Source organism: Streptomyces sp. NPDC057010 (assembly GCF_042673805.1).
Classification (GTDB): Bacteria; Actinomycetota; Actinomycetes; order Streptomycetales; family Streptomycetaceae; genus Streptomyces.
Window position 1 is genome coordinate 24,750 of sequence record NZ_JBHUSC010000018.1, and the last position, 19,903, is coordinate 44,652.

The 19,903-nt window shown below is 72.6% G+C and carries 15 protein-coding genes; 5 read left to right on the forward strand and 10 right to left on the reverse strand.

Annotated elements, in window-relative coordinates; genetic code table 11:
* Positions 1-10: 10 nt before the first annotated feature.
* Positions 11-3,793 carry an ABC transporter ATP-binding protein gene (locus ACFTXQ_RS17570; protein WP_382641647.1) on the reverse strand — a complete coding sequence of 1,261 codons (3,783 nt, stop codon included), beginning with the start codon at positions 3,791-3,793 and terminating at the stop codon, positions 11-13.
* A gap of 225 nt (positions 3,794-4,018) precedes the next feature.
* Here ACFTXQ_RS17570 and ACFTXQ_RS17575 point away from each other — a divergent pair, with 225 nt between their 5' ends.
* Positions 4,019-5,068 (forward strand): hypothetical protein, encoded by a 1,050-nt coding sequence (locus ACFTXQ_RS17575; RefSeq protein ID WP_382641649.1) that lies wholly within the window; start codon positions 4,019-4,021, stop codon positions 5,066-5,068.
* On the opposite strand, the gene ACFTXQ_RS17580 is transcribed toward ACFTXQ_RS17575, so the two are convergent.
* From ACFTXQ_RS17580 to speB, 6 genes are all read right to left on the reverse strand, one after another.
* Positions 5,046-5,660: a hypothetical protein gene (locus tag ACFTXQ_RS17580; protein WP_382641651.1), complete on the reverse strand. Its 615-nt coding sequence runs from the start codon at positions 5,658-5,660 to the stop codon at positions 5,046-5,048. The two genes, ACFTXQ_RS17575 and ACFTXQ_RS17580, sit on opposite strands and share 23 nt — an antisense overlap.
* Positions 5,661-5,747: 87 nt before the next feature.
* The gene (locus ACFTXQ_RS17585; protein ID WP_382641653.1) at positions 5,748-6,416 is read right to left on the reverse strand and encodes a hypothetical protein; all 669 of its coding nucleotides are present in this window, start codon (positions 6,414-6,416) and stop codon (positions 5,748-5,750) included.
* Complete coding sequence (locus ACFTXQ_RS17590) at positions 6,397-8,553, reverse strand: hypothetical protein (RefSeq protein WP_382641655.1); 2,157 nt, start codon at positions 8,551-8,553, stop codon at positions 6,397-6,399. Before ACFTXQ_RS17590 ends, ACFTXQ_RS17585 begins: the two co-directional genes overlap by 20 nt.
* 19 nt (positions 8,554-8,572) lie before the next feature.
* A complete protein-coding gene (locus ACFTXQ_RS17595; protein ID WP_382641657.1) occupies positions 8,573-8,995 on the reverse strand; it encodes a hypothetical protein in 423 nt (140 codons plus the stop codon).
* A gap of 61 nt (positions 8,996-9,056) precedes the next feature.
* Positions 9,057-10,727, reverse strand: coding sequence for a thiamine pyrophosphate-binding protein (locus ACFTXQ_RS17600; protein WP_382641659.1), 1,671 nt, complete (start codon positions 10,725-10,727; stop codon positions 9,057-9,059).
* 25 nt (positions 10,728-10,752) lie between these two features.
* Complete coding sequence (speB, locus tag ACFTXQ_RS17605) at positions 10,753-11,715, reverse strand: agmatinase (RefSeq protein WP_363054390.1); 963 nt, start codon at positions 11,713-11,715, stop codon at positions 10,753-10,755.
* Between the two features lie 130 nt (positions 11,716-11,845).
* On the opposite strand from speB, the gene ACFTXQ_RS17610 reads away from it, so the two are divergent.
* Positions 11,846-13,405, forward strand: a complete 1,560-nt coding sequence (locus ACFTXQ_RS17610; protein ID WP_382641661.1) for a helix-turn-helix domain-containing protein — start codon at positions 11,846-11,848, stop codon at positions 13,403-13,405.
* A 15-nt stretch (positions 13,406-13,420) separates the two neighbouring features.
* Here the strand turns inward: ACFTXQ_RS17610 and ACFTXQ_RS17615 are convergent, their stop codons facing one another.
* A complete protein-coding gene (locus tag ACFTXQ_RS17615; RefSeq protein WP_382641663.1) occupies positions 13,421-14,296 on the reverse strand; it encodes a hypothetical protein in 876 nt (291 codons plus the stop codon).
* A 305-nt stretch (positions 14,297-14,601) separates the two neighbouring features.
* Between ACFTXQ_RS17615 and ACFTXQ_RS17620 the strand changes: the two genes are divergently transcribed.
* Together ACFTXQ_RS17620 and tesB are read left to right on the forward strand one after the other, a co-directional pair.
* Complete coding sequence (locus ACFTXQ_RS17620) at positions 14,602-15,759, forward strand: acyl-CoA dehydrogenase family protein (protein WP_382641665.1); 1,158 nt, start codon at positions 14,602-14,604, stop codon at positions 15,757-15,759.
* Positions 15,760-15,784: 25 nt separating this feature from the next.
* Entirely contained in the window at positions 15,785-16,672 is an 888-nt protein-coding gene (tesB, locus tag ACFTXQ_RS17625) for an acyl-CoA thioesterase II (protein ID WP_382641667.1), read from the forward strand.
* 61 nt (positions 16,673-16,733) lie between these two features.
* Here the strand turns inward: tesB and ACFTXQ_RS17630 are convergent, their stop codons facing one another.
* Entirely contained in the window at positions 16,734-17,546 is an 813-nt protein-coding gene (locus ACFTXQ_RS17630) for a phosphatase (protein WP_382641669.1), read from the reverse strand.
* 56 nt (positions 17,547-17,602) lie between these two features.
* Positions 17,603-18,181: a TetR/AcrR family transcriptional regulator gene (locus ACFTXQ_RS17635; protein ID WP_382641671.1), complete on the reverse strand. Its 579-nt coding sequence runs from the start codon at positions 18,179-18,181 to the stop codon at positions 17,603-17,605.
* Between the two features lie 99 nt (positions 18,182-18,280).
* On the opposite strand from ACFTXQ_RS17635, the gene ACFTXQ_RS17640 reads away from it, so the two are divergent.
* Positions 18,281-19,897 (forward strand): carboxyl transferase domain-containing protein, encoded by a 1,617-nt coding sequence (locus ACFTXQ_RS17640; protein WP_382641673.1) that lies wholly within the window; start codon positions 18,281-18,283, stop codon positions 19,895-19,897.
* Positions 19,898-19,903 lie beyond the last annotated feature (6 nt).

The following is a 19,903-nucleotide window of genomic DNA, read 5'->3' on the forward strand; positions in this document are numbered from 1 at the left end:
CGCGCAGGACTCACGCCGCCGCGGCGGGCTCGTCCTCCCCGACGAAGGTGCGCCACAGCTCGGCGTACCGGCCGCCGCGCGCCACGAGTTCGGCGTGGGTGCCGTCCTCCACGACCCGGCCGCGGTCCATGACCACGACCCGGTCGGCGCGGGCCGCGGTGGTCAGCCGGTGCGCCACCACGAGGGTGGTGCGCTTGCCGGCGAGCCGCTCGGTGGCCAGGTTGACCTGGGCCTCGGTGGCCAGGTCGAGCGCGGCGGTGGCCTCGTCGAGCAGCAGCACGTCCGGGTCGACGAGCTCGGCGCGGGCCAGCGCGATCAGCTGGCGCTGGCCGGCGGAGAGGTTGCGGCCGCGCTCGGCGACGGTGTGCAGGTAGCCGCCGTCGAGGGTGGCGATCATGTCGTGGGCGCCGACCGCGCGGGCGGCGGACTCCACTTCGGCGTCGCTCGCCCCGGGCCGCCCGTAGGCGATGGCGTCGCGGACGGTGCCCGGGAAGAGGTAGGGCTCCTGCGGAACGACGCCCAGGCGGTGGCGGTACGCCGTCAGGTCGAGCTCCCGCAGGTCGGCGCCGTCGGCGGTGATCCGCCCTGAGGTCGGGTCGTAGAACCGGGCGACCATCTTGACCAGCGTGGACTTGCCGGCTCCGGTCTCGCCGACGAACGCCACGGTCTGGCCGGCGGGTATCCGCAGGCTGATCCCGGCCAGCGCCTCGCCCTTCTCCCCCCGCTCCTCGGCGGTCCCGTACTGGAAGCGGACGTCCTCGAAGGCGATCTCGCCGCGCAGCTCCGCAAGCGCGACGGGCGCGTCCGGGCGCGGGGTGGTGGTCGGCTCGCGCAGCAGCCCCTGGATGCGGCCGAGGGAGACGGTGGCCTGCTGGTAGCCGTCGAAGACCTGGGAGAGCTGCTGGACGGGGGCGAAGAACAGGTCGATGTAGAGCAGGTACGCGACCAGCGCGCCGGTGGTGAGCGTCCCGGCCTCCACCCGGCCCGCGCCGACGATCAGCACGGCGGCCGCGGCGCCCGAGGACAGCAGCTGGACGAAGGGGAAGTAGACGGATATCAGCCACTGGCCGCGGACCCGGGCGGACCGGTACGAGTCGCTGCGCTCCGCGAAGCGGACGGCTCCGGCGCGCTCGCGGCGGAAGGCCTGGACGATGCGCAGCCCGGCGACGGACTCCTGGAGGTCGGCGTTGACGAGGCTGACCCGGTCGCGGGCGAGCTCGTACGCCGCGACCGACTTGCGGCGGAAGACGATCGTGCCGAGCACCAGCAGGGGCAGGGTGGCGAAGACGATCAGCGCGAGCTCGACGTCGAGGACGAGCAGGGCGATCAGGATGCCGAAGAAGGTCAGGACGGAGACGACGGCGGTGACGAGCCCGGTCTGCAGGAAGGTGGACAGGGCGTCCACGTCGGTGGTCATCCGGGTCATGATCTTGCCGGTGAGTTCGCGCTCGTAGTAGTCGAGGCCAAGGCGCTGGAGCTGGGCGAAGATCTTGACGCGCAGCGCGTACAGCACGCGCTCGCCGGTGCGGCCGGTCATCCGGGTCTCGGCGAACTGCGCGGCCCACTGCGCGACGACCACGGCGAGGGCGAGGCCCGCGGCGACCCAGACGGCGCCGAGCGCGGCCTGCTCCACGCCCTTGTCGATGCCGTGCCGGATCAGGATCGGCAGCAGCAGGCCGGAGCCCGCGTCGACGGCGACGAGGCCGAGGCTGATGGCGAGCGGAGCCCAGAAGCCGCGGAGCAGGCGGCGCAGGCCGTAGCTCTCCTCGGCGGCCGTGGCGCGGGTCTCGTCCACCTCGGGGGTGTCCTCGGCGGGCGGCAGCGCGGCCACCTGGGCGAGGAGTTCGGGGGTGGCGCCCGGCATGCCGTGGGCCGCGGGCACCCCGGCGCTGTCGGATTCGTCCTGGCGCCGCCAGAGCTCGGGGGTGATCCCGCCCGCGACCCGGCGCTTGGCGTTGACGGGCTCGGAGTCGATCTCGGCCTCGAGCTCGATGTCCCGCTCCAGGTCCCGCTCGAACTCGGCCATCGCGGCAGCCGCGTCGGGGGTGCGCGGCGAGGCGGCCCCGAGGGCGTCCGGGTCGGTCAGCAGCCGCCGGTACAGGGCGGAACCGCGCTCCAGCTCCTCGTGCGTGCCGATGGCGGCGAGCCGCCCGTGGTCGAGTACGGCGATCCGGTCGGCGAGCGCGAGGGTCGAGCGGCGGTGGGCGATGAGGAGGGTGGTGCGGCCGGCCATGACGGACCGCAGCGCCTCGTGGATCTCGTGCTCGACGCGGGCGTCCACGGCGGAGGTGGCGTCGTCGAGGAGGAGCAGCCGGGGGTCGGTGAGGATGGCCCGGGCGAGGGCGATGCGCTGGCGCTGGCCGCCGGAGAGGGTGAGCCCCTGCTCGCCGACCTTGGTGTCGTATCCGGCGGGCAGCGCCTCGATGAAGCCCTCGGCCTGGGCCGCCCGCGCGGCGGCGCGTATCTGCTCGTCACTGGCGCCCGGGTGCCCGTAGGCGAGGTTGGCGCGGATGGTGTCGGAGAAGAGGAAGGAATCCTCGGGCACCAGCCCGATGGCGTCGCGCAGCGAGGCGTAGGTCAGCTCGCGGACGTCGTGGCCGCCGACGCGGACGGCGCCGTGGTCGGCGTCGTAGAAACGGGGCAGGAGGAGCGCGAGGGTGGACTTCCCGCTGCCGGAGGTGCCGACGACGGCGACGGTCTCCCCTTCCGCGAGGGAGAGCGAGAACCCGTCGAGGACGGGCCGCTCGGCGTCGTACCCGAAGCGGACGGCGTCGAACTCGACGGTGGCGGGCGCGTCGGCGGGCAGTTCGTGCGTGCCCTCCTGGATGACGGGCTCGGTGTCGATGAGCTCGAAGACCCGCTCGACGCCGGCGCGGGCCTGCTGCCCGACGGTGAGGACCATGGCGAGCATGCGCACGGGGCCGACGAGCTGGGCGAGGTAGGTGGAGAAGGCGACGAAGGTGCCGAGGGTGACCTGGCCCCGGGTGGCCATCCAGCCGCCGAGGGCCAGCATGGCGACCTGTCCGAGGGCGGGCACGGCCTGGAGGGCCGGAGTGTAGCGCGAGTTGAGCCGGATGGTCCGCATCCGCCCGGCGAAGAGCCCGCGGCCGGCGGTGCGCAGCTTGGCCGTCTCCTGCTCCTCCTGCCCGAAGCCCTTGACGACGCGCACGCCGGTCACGGCGCCGTCGACGACGGTCGCGACGGCGGCGGCCTGGCCCTGGGCGTACCAGGTGGCGGGGAAGAGCTTCTTGCGGCTGCGCTTGGCGATGAACCAGAGCGCGGGGGCCATCAGCAGGGCGACGAGGGTCAGCAGCGGGGACAGCGCCAGCATGATGCCGAGGGAGATCCCGAAGAGCAGGAAGTTCCCGATGGTCATGGGCAGCATGAAGAGCAGGCCCTGGATCAGCTGGAGGTCGCTGGTGGCCCGGCCGACGACCTGCCCGGTGGAGAGCTCGTCCTGCCGGCGCCCGTCGAGGCGGGTGATGGTGTCGTACATGTCGGTGCGCAGGTCGTGCTGGACGTCGAGGGCGAGCCGCCCGCCGTAGTACCTGCGTATGTAGGTCAGCACGTAGACGAGGACGGCCGCGCCTATGAGCATGGCCGCCCACGGTGCCATGGGCTTGCTCTGGTCCCCGATGACGTCGTCCAGGATCACCTTGGTGACCAGCGGCACGAGCGCCATGACGGCCATGCCGGCCAGCGAGGAACCGAGCGCCAGCAGCACGTTGGTCTTGTACCGCCAGGTGTAGGCGGTGAGCCGCCTGGCCCACCCCTGTTTCTCCGCCGCCGCCACGTGCTGCCTCCCCGTTCGTCCTGTCCTGCCGGAAGCGCCAACGCTCCGACCGGCGGATTTCATCCCGCCGCAACAATTCGAACGTGTACGCCGGGAGGCTCCGGCGCACGCGGGGAGCGGCCGGAAGTGGCAGGGGCGGGCCGACGCCGGGCGGGCCGGCGCGCCGGTCAGCCGGGCGGCGCGGCCCCGCGTGCGGGGCCGGGGGGCGGCGGACAGACTGGGCGCATGTCCGAGCCGCAGGAGCAGCCGCCGCCCGGCGCGCGGGCGCCCGGCTGCGCGGCGGAGGCGGGTGCGGGTGCGGGTGCGGGTGCGGAGACGGATACGGGTACGGAGACGGATGCGGGGGCGGCGGCCGCTCCGGGTGCGGTCGCGGCTTCCGGGCCGCGCCCGGCGGCCTCCAGTCCGTCGAAGGCGTTCCTGGAGAAGGTCGCCTACATCGCGGCGCCGGGGACCATCGTCCTCGGCCTCCTCTACTACTTCGGCAGCACCTACACCGAGGCGTACTACGCCACCTTCGGCGTGCCGACGGCCGACCTCCAGTTCTCCGTCCAGGCGTATCTGGTCAAGAGCCCCGGCGCGATCTTCTTCCCCCTCTGGTTCCTGCTGTTCTGCGGGCTGGCCGTGCTCCTGGCGCTGGGGTGGGCGGGGCGACTGCTGGCCCGGCCGGGGCGGGAGGGCCGGCGCGGGACGGTGACCGCCTGGCTGCTCGCGGCCGGCCTGCTCCTGGTGCTGGCGGGCTTCCCGGTCTTCTTCTGGGAGGACCGACTGCCCCGGCTCCCCCGGGGCTGGCTCCGCGAGTTCGCGCCGTGTCTGGCGGTGGCCCTGGGCGCCACGCTCGCGTTCTTCGCGGTCCAGCTGCACCTGGGCGCCGCCCCGGAGCGACCGGGCCGCGAGAGCCGCACGGCCGACCGGCTGTGGCTGGCGGCCGGCGCCCTGCTCCTCGGGGTGCTCACGATGAGCCTGTTCTTCGGCATGGCCCGGTACGTGGCGATGGCGGGCCGCACCGAGGCCCTGGGCGACGCCGAGCGGGGCTACGTCTCCAGCCCGAGGGTGGTGGTCTACTCCCGGGTGCCCGTGAGCCACCACGCCCCGGGCATCGAGTTCGAGGACCTGGGCAGCGGCAGGGCCCCGTACCGCTACCAGTACGCCGGCTTCCGCGTCCTGGCGAAGACGCCGACCCGCTTCTACCTCGTCTCCTACCTGCGGCGGCAGCCGACGCGCACGCTGGTGGTGCTGCCCGACGACGACAGCGTCAGGATCGAGCTCCGCCCATGAGGGGGGACGCGTAGCCGTCCGTGGGCACGGGCGCCCCTGACGTCGCATCCGGAGTCGGCGAAGGCGACGGGGTCTGCGCCCCCGTGGTGCCCTCCCCGCTGGGTGCTGCCCCGCCCAGCGCCTCCCCGGAGATGCCGACGGTCAGCACGTTGCCGTCGGAGGTCCTCGCGGTCAGCTGCCCGGTGAAGGGACCGGCCGCCGTCGCGACGTGCCGCACCCGGATGCGGCAGGTACCGCCCGGCTGCAGGGCGACGCCCGAGCAGCCGTCGTCGACGACCGACATCTCGCCGCTCTCCGCGGTGACGGCGACGTTCTGCACGGTGACGGCGTTGCCGCCGGTCGGGTTGACCACGGTGACGTCCTCGCCGGCGGGCTCGCCGACCCTCGCGGTCGGGACGCTGACCTGCGACGCGGAATCGTCGGCCCCCTGCCCGAGGAACACCGAGGCCGAGGCGTCGGGGGTGGCGCTCTCCTGGGGCGCCGGGGTCTGGGTCTGCGGGGCCGACGACTCGGCCCCGCCGCCACACCCCGCGGCCGCGGCCAGCACCCCGGCCACCACCACCCCGGCAAGACCGCGGACGACTGCACGCATCACGGCACCACCACCTCCGCGGCCAACGTCCCACACCCCCGCCCCACCGGAGCCCGTGGCACAGCGTCATCACCCGAAGGGACGCGGCTACGGGCTGGGCAGGGGCCTCACCACCGGGGGCTGCTGCAGCGGCTTGTTCTCGCAGCCCAGGGCTTCGGTGACCCGGCGGGCCATGAGGTAGGTGAGGGTCATCCGTCGGCCTTTGGTCGCCTGGTCCACGTCCGGACGGGACGGGCTGAACCTGTACGTGGTGTCCGCTGTGAGCCACACCTTCTGCGACTGCGCCCCGAGCTCACCGGGCAGGTCGCACGGGACGAGCAGCGTCGAGCTGCTGCTTCGCGCTACACCGCGCGCACCGTTCAATTCGTAGGACACGTCGTTGGGGAAAGAGGGCAGTTCGGAGGTCCGAAGAAGCCACCCGGCCAGGAAGGTCACACCGGAGTCACCCTGTTCTCCACCCACGCTGTACCCGCATGCGTTCGTGTAGAACATGTCCCTCTTGGGCATCTTCGGCAGCGCGCGCTCCATCTTGTCCACCAAGGCGCTCGTGCTGCCGTAGGCCTTCGTCACGAAGTCCTCTTTCCCGAGGACCTCGCGCACCAGCGATTCCTCCTCCGAGGACGGACTGATCCCGCAGGGGTCCGCGGACTTCGACGCGGAATCGTCCGAGGTGCACGATGCCAGGGTCACTACGCAGAGGAGCGCGAGCGCCGACCCGGCGAGAGCCTTCCGCACGTCAGGGCCGAAGGTGCGCACGGGCAGCCTCCCGCCCACTCGTGTAGGCCACGCCCGCTGCGTTCTGGGCGTGTTCGGCCTCCGGGTCGCCGCCGTCCGACCGCCGCAGGTCCCTCCACTCGTCGAACAGCTTGTTGGTCCCGTCCATGCCCGCCGAGTAGTTGTCGCTGGACTCCTTCTTGCTCAGTTCCTCAGCCGCGTCCTTGACACCCTCGACCCAGTCGTACTTGGCCGCGTCCATCAGCGAGCCACCTACCGTGCCCACCACCGGGATCTCGCCGATGAGCCCGTTCACGCTCGCGGCCGTGTACTCGGCCGTGCCCTCGGCCCACTTGACCTTGTCGTCTTCCTTGTCCTTGTAGACGTCGGCGCCGATGCCGTTGAGGGCCCCGGATGCCGCTCCGATGTCGTGCGCACGGTTGTCCCAGTCGATACTGGCCTCGTGCGGAGATCCGGCCTTGTACGGCACGGCAGTCGCGAGCTGTTCCGCCGAATAGGCCCGTTCCGCCTGAACCATCAGGCCGTAGGACGGGCCGTCGTCCGCGATGCCGCGCATCACACGGATCAAACTGCCCTGTCCGACCGCGATCTGGGCCTTGTCACCCGAACCGTAGATGGAGTCGCTGCCGGCGTGACCGCCCAGATCGGTGTTCTTACCGCCGAGGATCTCGTGGGTGTCGGCCACGTAGTCCACCAGCGCCCTCGCCATCGGCTGCTGCAAGCCCTGCAGGTCCTCCGGGAACTCGTCCCCGCCCATCTCGTCGTCGAGCAGACGAATCGCGTGGTGCATCACGCGCGCCTGGCCCTCCGTGTGGGGGCCGGGCGGGCCGAGCTTTTCGCCGTCCGTGTGGCCCGTGGCCGCGGCCTGGATGGCCGCGCCCAGGCCCGCCGTCTTGTCCCCGTGCATCACGATCGGCTGGCCGACGCCGGTGGTCGAGATCCAGGGGTCCGGCATGTCGCGGTCGTTGAGCATGTACTTCAGGTGCTCGTTCTTGTTGCCGGGCGCTTCCGGGTCGAGGAAGTACGTCGCCGAGTCCGGGTCCTTGGCCATGATGCCGAGCAGGCCGTCCAGCGGGTCGGAGACCAGGTTCGGGCGCTGGGAGTCGTAGGCGTGGTCGTACATGTGCGGCTTGGACTTCTCGGCCGCGATCATGCCGTCGCCGAGGTCGTTGAGGAACTGCTTTCCGTAGCCGCCGCCGTTGCCCATGAGGGTGACCAGCGCCTGGTAGCCGTACGTGGGCCGCAGGCCCTTGGCGACCAGTTCCCTGCCCTGCTCGTTGAGCCCGTTGACGAAGGGCTTGTAGGCGTAGCTGTCCGGGTCCTTCGTGCCCGAGGCGATCGTGTTCGCGAGGCCCGTGTTGATCGACTCGTAGAGCTTCTTGTCGGCCGCCGACGCGCCGCGCTCGTTGGACGCCAGGTTCATCTGGTCGGCGAGCAGCAGGGTGTCCTTCGCGCCCAGCGAGTTCAGGTACGCCTCGCTGAAGTGCTTGTCCCCGGAGTTCTGCTTCAGGACCTCGTTGTAGTGCTGCAGCTCCTCCGGAGAGGCCTTGCCGTCGCGGATCTTCTGGGTGAGGGCCAGCGCCTCCACGGCCTCGACGTCGCCCACGGGCTTGGAGTTGAAGCCGAACATCGCCGTGCCGTCCGCGCCCGAGGCGTTCAGGAGAGCGACCTTGACGTCCGCGTCGAACTCCGTGACCGCCTTGACCGCGTCGGCGATCCGGCTCGTCCAGGACCGCTCGACCTCCGGCAGGTCGGGGTCGTGGCGGATCGCCCTCGCCGTGTCCGGGTCGGTCTTGCCGAAGTCGTAGCTCGCGATGCCGGCGTCCGAGACCTTCATGCCGGCGGCCACGGCGTCCGCGGCGGCGGACGTCACCTTGCCCTTGAGCTCCGTGAACCGGGCGAAGGCGTCGCGGAGCAGCGACTCCATGGCCAGCGCCTCGGTCTGGGCCGCGTCGAACTCGTTGCGGGTGATGGCGGAGTTGTTGGCGGAGACGTTCGCGGCGCTGCCCTGCCAGCCGTTGCCCTTCGAAACGCTCTGGACTTCCTTCTCGTAGACGTCCTCGAGCGTCTTGAACTGCCTCGCCATCTCCTTCCAGCCGTCCGCGGCCGTGTTCAGGGTGGACAGGTCCGTGGTGATGACCTCGTGGTAGTTCGGCATGGCTCGCTCCCCCGCTCGCCTAGAGTCCCGAGACCTTGGACTGGACCGGCTGGAAGCCCTGGCCCGTCAGCTGGTCGTTTCCGGTGAACAGGTTCGACGCGCCGCGCAGTGCCGTCTTCTCCGAGTTCAGCCGTCCCATCAGGCGCTTCACCTGGTCGTCCCAGTGGGTGTGCGCCTGCGTGAGGCCTGCCGCCGTGTCCCAGCCGGTGAAGGCCTTGACGGCGTTCTTGGTCGGCTCGTCGGCCGCGTCCGCGGCCTTCGTCGTGCCGGGCTGCAGGACGTTCTCGATGGTGTTGGCCGCCTTCTTCTTCTCGGGCGGGGCGGTCGCCAGGACTCCCTGCCCGCCGCCTTGGTCGGCCGGGAGCTGGTTCAGTCGCATCTGCGGCGACGGGCCTTCGCCCGTGCTCTGCTTCTGCCGGGCCCACTCCTGCTCGAACGACACTGCTCCCCCTCGGACACCACGCCGGACGTGATCACAACCACCCTAACGAGGCGTTTTCAGGTCACTGAACGTGAGTTGGGGCGAACATGTGAAGGTTGGCGGGAAGTACCAGCACGGACGGGCCGGGTGCGGCCAGGGACTTGGCGAGGTCCTCGCGCAGGGTGGCCGGGGTGGTGGTGGCGGCCGGGACGCCGAAGGATTGCGCCAGGGCCACGAAGTCGGGGGTGAGCAGGTCCGTGCCGGTCCCGGCGCCGTACTCGCGCAGGATGCCGTAGCCGCCGTCGTTCACGATCAGCCAGGTGACGTCGAGGTCGTGCTGCTTCGCGGTGGCCAGTTCCGCGAGGGAGTACATCGCGCCGCCGTCGCCCGAGACGGCCAGGACCGGGGTGCCGGGTTCCGCGACGCAGGCGCCGAGGGCGGCGGGGAAGGCGTAGCCGAGGCCGCCGGCGCCCTGGGCCGAGTGCATGGTGTTGGGGTGCTTCGGGTCGAAGGCCGACCAGGCCCAGTACGACAGGATCGTCATGTCCCAGAAGGACGGGGAGCGGGGCGGGAGGGCCTGCCGGATCGAGGTGAGGAGCTGCTGTTCCAGGGCCACGTCCTGGGCGGCCAGGCGGGTCGCGATGTCGGAGAGGACGAGGCGGACGCGCTCGGGGGCCTGGGGGTCCTCGCGTTCGGGCACCGTTTCCAGGAGGGCCTGGAGGGCGAGGCGGGCGTCCGCGTGGATGCCCAGGGCCGTGTGGTTGGACTCCAGCTTGCCGAGGTCGGCCTCGATCTGGACGACCCGGCCGGTCGGGAAGAACGTGTGGTAGTTGGAGGAGAGTTCCCCCAGGCCCGAGCCCACGACGAGGAGGACGTCCGCGTCCTCCAGGAAGTCGGTCATGTGGCGGTCCTCCAGCCAGGACTGGAGGGAGAGCGGGTGGGTCCAGGGGAAGGCGCCCTTGCCGCCGAACGTGGTGACCACCGGGGCGTTCAGGCGTTCGGCCAGCTGCTTCAGCTTGCCCGCCGCGTCCGCGCGGACGACGCCGCCGCCCGCGATGATCACCGGGCGGGCGGCCGTGGACAGCCAGTGCGCCGCCACCGCCGTCAGCTCCGGGCGCGGGGCGAGCTCGTGCGGGGTCGCGTCCATGCCCGTGACCTGCGGGATGAACGTCTCGGCGCGGATCACGTCCTCCGGGATCTCCACCCACACCGGGCCGTGGGGCGCCGTGAGGGCCGACTCCCAGGCCTCGGCGACGACCGAGGGGATCTGGGAGGGGGTGCGGGCCACGTGGACCGACTTGACCACGTCCCGGAAGGAGGCGGACTGGTCGCGCAGCTCGTGCAGGTGGCCGCGCCGGCCGCCGCCCAGGCCCGCCACCGGAACCTGGGAGGAGATCGCCAGGACGGGGGCGGAGGCGGCGGCCGCCTCCTGCAGGGCCGGCAGGGCCGTCAGCGCGCCCGGGCCAGTGGACAGCAGGAGCGGGACGGCCTCGCCCGTGAGGCGGCCGTACGCGTCCGCCGCGAAGCCCGCGTTGTTCTCCACCCGGAGGGTGACGAGGCGGAGGTCGGAGCGGCCGACCGCGTCGAAGAGGCCGAGCGCGTGCTGGCCGGGCAGCCCGAAGACCGTCGTCGTGCCGAGGGAGCGCAGCGTCTCCACGACCAGGTCCCCGCCCGTGCGCCCCGGCGGCGGGGCCAGGGCGGCCGCCGTCTGGGCTTCGGTGGGACGGAGTACCAGGTCGTGGTCGTGCGTCACGCGCGTACGTGCCCTTCTTGCTTCGTTACTTCGCCTTCGCCGCCGCGATCTGGCGGCTCATGATCGTGGTGAGCTCGTACGCGGTGTGCGAGGCCGCGACCGAGGTGATCTCCGCGTGATCGTACGCCGGGGCCACCTCCACCACGTCGGCGGAAACGAGGTTGCAGGAGGACAGCCCGCGGATGATCTCCAGCAGCTCGCGGGAGGTCATGCCGCCCGCCTCGGGGGTGCCGGTGCCGGGCGCGTGCGCCGGGTCCAGGACGTCGATGTCGATGGAGATGTACAGCGGGCGGTCGCCGATGCGCTGGCGCAGCTGGTCCGCGACCTCGTCGGCGCCGCGGCGGTAGACGTCCGCCGACGTGACGATGCCGAAGCCCATCTTGGCGTCGTCGTCCAGGTCCTGCTTGCCGTACAGCGGGCCGCGCGTACCGACGTGGGACAGCGCCTCGGTGTCGAGGATGCCCTCCTCGACGGCGCGGCGGAACGGGGTGCCGTGGGTGTACTCGGCGCCGAAGTAGGTGTCCCAGGTGTCCAGGTGGGCGTCGAAGTGGAGCAGGGCGACCGGGCCGTGCTTCTTCGCGACCGAGCGGAGGAGGGGGAGGGCGATGGTGTGGTCGCCGCCGAGGGTCATCAGGCGGGAGCCGGAGGAGAGGAGCTCGTCGGCGGCGGCCTCGACCGTCTCCACGGCCTCGTTGATGTTGAAGGGGTTGACGGCGATGTCACCGGCGTCCGCGACCTGCGCGAGGGCGAAGGGGGAGGCGTCCTGGGCCGGGTTGTACGGGCGCAGCAGGCGGGAGGCCTCGCGGATGGCGTTGCCGCCGAAGCGGGCGCCGGGGCGGTAGGAGACGCCGGAGTCGAAGGGCACGCCGACGACGGCGACGTCGGCGGAGCCGACCTCGTCGAGGCGCGGCAGGCGGGCGAAGGTCGCCGGGCCCGCGTAGCGCGGGATGCGGGAGGAGTCGACGGGGCCGCGCGGCTGCGTGCTCATGGGGGATGCCCTTCTGGAGGTCCTGCGGGTTCTGCTGGTGCGGTGCTTCGAGCGTAAGCCGACACCTCCGGGCCGCGAAGTGTACGTTCTATCCACAGAGCACCCCACGATGTGTACGGAGTATCTATTCATGGAGGCCCCGCCCACCCCGCCCGTCCCCCTCGGCGCGCTGCTCGCCGACCGGGAGCTGGGCCTGCGGCACCTCGCGGGGCCGGTGGAGGCCGAGGTGCACGGGGTGCACGCCTCCGAGATGGCGGATCCCTCGCCGTACCTGCTGGGCGGGGAGCTGCTGCTGACGGCGGGGGCCGACCTCGCGGGGCCGGCGCCCTCGCCGGCCGGGACGGACCCCGGGGAGTACGTCGCCCGGCTGGTGCGCGCCGGGGTGGCCGGGGTCGGGTTCGGGGTGACCCCGGTGCACGAGACGGTGCCGGGGGCCCTGGTGGCCGCCTGCGCCCGACACGGCCTGTCCCTGGTCGAGGTGCCGCCCGGGACCCCGTTCACGGCGGTCGCCCGGACGGTGTGGCGGCTGATGGCGGAGGCCCGGACCCGGGAGCTGCGCCGGGTCGCCGAGGCGCAGCAGTCCCTGGCCGCGGCGGCCGGCCGCCCGGAGCCGGTCGCGGCCGTGCTCTCCCGCCTGGCGGCGAGCCTGGGCGGCTGGGCGGCCCTGCTCGCCCCGGAAGTCCCGGAAGCCACGGACACAGGCTCGCCGGGCACGGCGCCGAGGCCCTCCGGAACGGGCGCCACCCGCCCGAGCTCCACCGGCACGACCCCCGTCGGCACGCGCCCCACCGACCCGGACAGCGCCCGAACGGGCCCCGCCGGGCCGGGCGCCGGCGCCCCCCGCCCGGTCAGGGCCGCCGCCGGGAGCGAGCCCGAGGCAAAGGTTCGGGCGGCCCTGGACGCGCTCGTCCGCCGCGTGGCGCCGGGTGCCGCCGCGACCGCCACCGACACGCTGGGCGGGACGAGCCTCGCCGCCTACGCGGTGGGCGGGGGGCGGGTGCTCGCGCTCGCCACCCCGGCCCGCACCGCCGGCGACCACACCATCGCCTCGGCCGCCGCCGTGCTGCTCACCCTGCTCACCGCCGGCCGCCCGGCCGGGACGCAGGCGGCCGCCCTCACCCGGCTGCTGCTCGACGGCGACCCGGCCGCGGCCCTCGCCCCCGGCCCCTGGTACGCCGTGCACGCCCGGGGCGCCGGCGACCCGCAGGCCCTCGCCGCGGCGCTGGGCACCGTACTGCTGGACCCGCGCGGGCCGGTCGTACGGCTGCTCACCGACCGGGAGCCCGGCCCGCAGCCCGGCTGGCGGCTGGGGGTGAGCGCCGCGGCCCCGCCCGAGGGCCTGGCCGCCGCCGACGCCCAGGCCGGGCGGGCCCTGGAGCGCGCCGAGGCGGCCCGTACCGCGCTGGCCCGGCACCGGGACCCCGGCTTCGCGGGCCTGGTCGGCGAGGCCGAGGCGCGTGCCCACGCCGAGGCCCTGCTCGGCCCCCTCTCACCCGCCCTCCGCGAGACCCTGCGCGCCTGGCTGGCCCACCACGGCAGCTGGGACCGCAGCGCCGCCGTGCTCGGCGTCCACCGCAACACCGTCCGCCAGCGCATCGGCCGCGCCGCCGAGCTGCTGGGCGCCGACCTGGACGACCCGGACACCCGGATGGACCTGTGGTTCGCGCTGCGCCGGCTGCCCGGGGCGTAGGGGGCGGGCCACCCGTCAGGGGTTCGCGGTCACCTCGAAGCCGGCCCCGAACACGTCGGCGGGGTCCGCGGCGTCGCGGGCGCGCAGGTCGGCCAGGATGTTCGCCGAGCTGGTGTACACGTACCAGGGATACGAGATGATCATCCCCTTGGTGATGCCCGCCCACGGGCCCTCGGCCTTGAACCCGTTGGCCTCCGAGGGGTACGCCGACCCCGGCACGTGCCAGATCGTGGGCCCGCCCGAGTCGCCGGCCTTGTGCTGGGGGTGGGCCTGGTAGACGCCCCGGTCGTTGTTGGTGATCCGGCCATACCAGACGCCCAGCTGGCCGGAGACGACGAGCTCGTTGTTGTTGAACCAGGCCGCGCCGAGCAGCCGCTCGCTGTTCAGGGCGGGGGTGAGGGCGTTGGGGCTGGGGGTCCCGCCGGGCACCTCCAGCACGCCGGTCTGCTTCAGGTGCGGCCCCTGGGAGGAGAGCGTGACGCCCGGGACCAGCTCGATGACCATGTAGTCCTTGGTGAGGTGCCCCGTCATGGAGCCCTCCGGGTCCTTGAACCAGCGGACGTGGCCGATGGGCCCGTAGCCGATGTCCTGCCGGTGGTAGACGGGGATGATGTCCTCGCGGATCTCGCGGTCGGCGTAGGCGGGGGCGGAGAGGCAGTGCCCGGCCGATATGGCGATCCTGCGCCCGTAGTCGTCGTTGCCCACGGCCCCGATGGTGCAGAAGGCGTCCGGCTGCGCCGGGTCGAAGGCGATCTGCATCGCGTTGTACACGCGCTTCTCCGCGCGGGGTGCCTGCGCGTCGGCGCGGGCCGCGCCCGCGCCGAGCACCAGGGTGACGGCCATGGCGGCCGCGAGGCCCGACAGCCTCCTGGACAACAGCCTGCTGAGCATGCGGGGTTTCCTGTTCCTTCGGGGACGAGGACCGGAGGAACGAGTCAAGCCGCGGGCCCGGTGACACAGAAGGGGGTATCCAGCCACTCGCCGTGACCCTCGACGAGGCCTCGACCGGGCCTCGACCGGCGGGTGCCCGAATGGAACTGTGGTTCGCGCTACGTCCTCTGGACAGCAGGGATAACCCGCCGGTAACTTAATCTGAGCAAGCGCTTAGACGTAAGCCATCAATGGAGCAACCACGACGGCGCGCAACCACCTCCGCGAGAGCGGCGGCGGTTTGGCCGCAAAAGGGAGTGTCGGCTGTGCGCCGTACCGTTTTCAACGAGGACCACGAGGCGTTCCGCGAGACGATCCGCGCCTTCATCGAGGCCGAGGTCGTCCCCGTCTACGACGAGTGGTTCGCTGCCGGCCAGGCGCCGCGCGACTTCTACTACAAGCTCGGCGAGCTGGGCGTCTTTGGCATCAACGTCCCCGAGGAGTTCGGCGGCGCGGGCCTGGACACCCACAAGTTCGAGGCCGTCCTCTACGAGGAGACCTCCCGCGCGGGCGTGAACTTCGGCGGCTCCGGCGTGCACGTGCTGCTCGCCCTGCCCTACATCAAGATGCTCGCCACCGACGAGCAGAAGAAGCGCTACCTCCCGAACTTCGTCTCCGGCGAGGAGATGTGGGCCCTGGCGATGACCGAGCCGGGCACCGGCTCCGACGTCGCGGGCATGAAGACCACCGCCAAGCTCTCCGAGGACGGCACCCACTACGTCCTCAACGGCGCCAAGACCTTCATCACCGGTGGCGTCCACGCCGACCGCGTGATCGTCTGCGCCCGCACCTCCGCCCCGCGCGAGGACGACCGCCGCTTCGGCATCTCCCTCTTCGCCGTGGACACCAAGTCCGAGGGCTACTCCATCGGCCGCAAGCTGGACAAGCTGGGCCTGCGCACCTCCGACACCGCCGAGCTGGCGTTCGTCGACGTGAAGGTGCCGGTCGAGGACCTGCTCGGCGAGGAGAACAAGGGCTTCTACTACCTCGGCCAGAACCTGCCCTCCGAGCGCTGGGGCATCGCCTTCGGCGCGTACGCGCAGGCCAAGGCCGCCGTCCGGTTCGCCCAGCAGTACGTGACGGAGCGCACCGTCTTCGGCAAGCCGGTCGCGCACTTCCAGAACACCAAGTTCGAACTGGCCGCCTGCCAGGCCGAGGTGGACGCCGCGGAGGCCGTCGCCGACCGCGCCCTGGAGGCGCTGGACGCCCACGAGCTGACCGCCGCCGAGGCCGCCTCCGCGAAGCTGTTCTGCACCGAGGTCGCGCACCGCGTCATCGACAAGTGCCTCCAGCTGCACGGCGGCTACGGCTACATGAACGAGTACCCGATCGCCCGCCTGTACGCCGACAACCGCGTGAACCGCATCTACGGCGGCACCAGCGAGGTCATGAAGTCCATCATCGCCAAGTCGATGGGCCTGTAAGGACGAGGAACCTAGTCTCAGTCCCATGAACGAGGCACTGACGACGCTCCTCGATCTGCTCGACCTGGAGCAGATCGAGGAGAACATCTTCCGCGGCACCAGCCGTCCTTCGCTGGTGCCGCGCGTCTTCGGCGGCCAGGTCGCGGCCCAGGCGCTGGTCGCCGCCGGCCGTACCGTGCCCGAGGACCGCACCGCGCACTCGCTGCACTCGTACTTCCTGCGCGCCGGCGATCCGGGCGCGCCGATCGTGTACTCGGTGGACCGGATCCGCGACGGGCGCTCCTTCACCACGCGCCGGGTCGTCGCCGTCCAGCACGGGCAGCCGATCTTCCACCTCTCCGCGTCGTTCCAGACGTACGAGGAGGGCCTAGACCACCAGGCCACCATGCCGGCCGCGCCCGACCCGGAGACCCTGCCGACCGCGGCCGAGTCGCTGCCCGCGTACCGGGAGATCTTCCGGGACCCGGGGACGGTGGAGCGGCTGATCGAGGCGCGCGGCGCGGTGGACCTGCGGTACGCCACCACGCCGCCGTGGGGCAGCGTCGGCGAGCCGGTGGAGCCGCGCACGCAGGTGTGGTTCCGTACGGCCGGCAAGCTGGAGCGCGACGACTCCCTGCTGCACACCTGCCTGGCCACCTACGTCTCCGACATGACCCTGCTCGACTCGGTGCTGCTCGCGCACGGCCGGGGCGGCTGGGCCGTCGGCGACGTGGTCGGGGCCTCGCTGGACCACGCGATGTGGTTCCACCGGCCGTTCCGTGCCGACGAATGGCTGCTGTACGACCAGGAGTCCCCCTCGTCGTCCGCCGGCCGCGGCCTCGGCCAGGCCCGGATCTGGACGCAGGACGGCCGCCTCGCCGTGACGGTCATCCAGGAGGGCGTCGTCCGCGTCCCCCGCGGCCGGGAGGGCTAGGAGGGGCGGGCCCTGCGGGGCTCGTCCCCCGCCCGCCCTTCCACCGTTCCCGGGGCGCCGACTAGGTGTTCAGGAGGCCCGCCGCGGACAGGAGGTACGCCACCACCGGGTCGTAGAAGCGCGGGTCGCGGACGTGGTCGTCCAGCGGGACCGCCACCTGGAGGGTGCCCTCGGCCTCGCCGAGGAACAGCGCCGGGTCGTTGCAGTCGGCGTAGCCCACCGCGTCCAGCCCCCGCTGGGCCGCGCAGCCCGCCCAGCCGTGGTCGGCGACGACCAGGTCCGGCTGGGGGCGGCCCGCCGCGGCGAGCCCGTCCAGGATCGCGGCCATCGGCTCCGGCGAATGGGTGTGCCACAGCGTCGCGCCCCGCTCCAGCACGGCGACGTCCGCGAACTGCCACACCGCGCCCTCGTCCGCGATCAGTCCCGGCGGGATCACGACGATCTCGCAGCCCGCCGCCCGCAGCGCGTCGGCCGTGGCCCGGTGGACGTCCAGCAGCCCGCCCGGGTGCCCGGTGGCCAGCAGCACGCTCTGCCGGTCCAGGGCCGCCTTGCGCAGCCGCGCCGCCATCCGGTCCAGGCCCGCCACGGTCAGTTCCGGGTCGATCGTGTCCTGGCCGGCACGGTGCGCCGGATCGTCCACGACGCCGACGCGCTCGGCCATCACCGCCAGGACGTCCTGCTCGTCGGTCCACCGGTCGCCCAGTTCCAGGCCGAGCCAGTAGTGCCGGTCGCCGTTGGCGAGCTTCCTGTAGTGGGAGAGGTTGTTCTCGCGCGGGGTGGCCACCTGCCCGGCGATCCGCGTGCGGACCAGATGGTCGATGAGTTCTGCGCGAGTGGGTACGGGCGTCTCTATCGGCTTCGGCATACGGGCCATTCTGCCGCCGCGCAGGCGGAGGCGCCGCGTCCATCCCAGCCGGCGGACGCCCCCGCTCACCCCGACAGCGCCCCGAACGCCCCGTGCGCGAGCCGCCGGAGCAGCGACTCCGTCGCCTCGCGCCCCAGGGCGGCCAGGTGGGGGGTGGAGTTCAGCAGGCCGAAGACCGCGTGCACGGAGACCCGTACCTCCGCCTCGGCCACCTCCGGGTGCAGTTCCCGTACGACCTCCACCCACAGTTCCACGTACTGCCGCTGCAACTGCCGTACGAGCTTGCGGTCGGCCTCCCGCAGCCGGTCCAGCTCCCGGTCGTGCAGGGTGATCAGCGCCCGGTCGTCGAGCGCGAAGTCGATGTGGCCGTCGATGAGGGAGGACAGCACCAGGGCCGGATCGCCCGCCGCCTCCTCCACCCGGCGGCGCCCACCCGTCAGCAGGCGTTCGCTGATGCCGACGAGGAGCTCGGCGAGCATGGCGTCCTTGCCCGCGAAGTGCCGGTAGAGGCCGGGGCCGCTGATGCCCACCGCCGCCCCTATCTCGTCGACGCCGACGCCGTGGAACCCGCGCGCGGCGAAGAGGCGGGCGGCCTCACTGAGGATCTGCTCGCGACGGGTCGGGGCGGCCGCTCTGGTGCTCATGGGAAACCATTCTAGACAGGGCCGTTAGCGGTCGTTAACCTAAGCGGTACATGCGTTAACGCTCATTAACAGCGTGCACCGAGCAAGGGAGCTCGACCGATGCAGCAGGCACCAGTGCTGACGAGCGCCGCGGACCCGGCGTCCGAGGCCTGGCGGACCAACGAGGCCGCCCACCGCGAGCTCGCCGAGGGCCTGCGCGCCCGGCTGGAGGCGGCCCGCCTCGGCGGCGGCGAGAAGGCCCGCGCCCGCCACACCGCCCGTGGGAAGCTCCTCCCCCGCGACCGCGTGGACACCCTCCTCGACCCCGGATCCCCCTTCCTGGAGCTGGCCCCGCTGGCCGCCGAGGGCATGTACGGGGGCGCCGCCCCCGCAGCCGGGGTCATCGCGGGCATCGGCCGGGTCAGCGGGCGCGAGTGCGTGATCGTCGCGAACGACGCCACCGTCAAGGGCGGCACGTACTACCCGATGACCGTCAAGAAGCACCTGCGCGCCCAGGAGGTGGCCCTGGAGAACCGTCTCCCCTGCCTCTACCTGGTCGACTCGGGCGGTGCCTTCCTCCCCATGCAGGACGAGGTCTTCCCCGACCGGGAGCACTTCGGCCGCATCTTCTACAACCAGGCCCGCATGTCGGGCGCCGGCATCCCGCAGATCGCGGCCGTCCTCGGCTCCTGCACGGCGGGCGGGGCGTACGTCCCGGCGATGAGCGACGAGGCCGTCATCGTCCGCGGCCAGGGCACGATCTTCCTCGGCGGCCCGCCGCTGGTGAAGGCCGCCACCGGCGAGGTGGTCACGGCCGAGGAGCTGGGCGGCGGCGAGGTCCACTCCCGGACCTCCGGCGTCACCGACCACCTCGCGGAGGACGACGCGCACGCGCTGCGGATCGTACGGAACATCGTGGCGACCCTGCCCGGGCGCGGGGCCCTGCCCTGGTCGGTCGAGGCGCCCGAGGAGCCGAAGGTGGACCCGTACGGGCTGTACGGCGCGGTCCCCGTCGACTCCCGCACCCCCTACGACGCCCGCGAGATCATCGCGCGGATCGTGGACGGCTCCCGCTTCCAGGAGTTCAAGGCGGAGTTCGGGCAGACCCTCGTCACCGGCTTCGCCCGGATCCACGGGCACCCGGTCGGGATCGTCGCCAACAACGGCATCCTGTTCTCCGAATCCGCCCAGAAGGGCGCCCACTTCATCGAGCTGTGCGACCAGCGCGGCATCCCGCTCCTCTTCCTCCAGAACATCTCCGGCTTCATGGTCGGCCGCGACTACGAGGCCGGCGGCATCGCCAAGCACGGCGCCAAGATGGTGACGGCGGTGGCCTGCACGCGGGTCCCGAAGCTGACGGTGGTGGTCGGCGGCTCCTACGGCGCGGGCAACTACTCGATGTGCGGGCGGGCGTACTCGCCGCGGTTCCTGTGGATGTGGCCCAACGCGAAGATCTCGGTGATGGGCGGCGAGCAGGCGGCCTCCGTACTGGCCACGGTCAAACGGGACCAGATCGAGGGCGCGGGCCAGGAGTGGCCCGCCGAGGACGAGGAGGCCTTCAAGGCCCCGGTCCGCGCGCAGTACGAGGAACAGGGCAACGCCTACTACGCGACGGCCCGGCTGTGGGACGACGGGGTCATCGACCCGATGGAGACCCGGCAGGTGCTGGGACTGGCCCTGACCGCGTGCGCGAACGCCCCCCTGGGCGACTCGGGCTTCGGCATCTTCCGTATGTGACGTGAG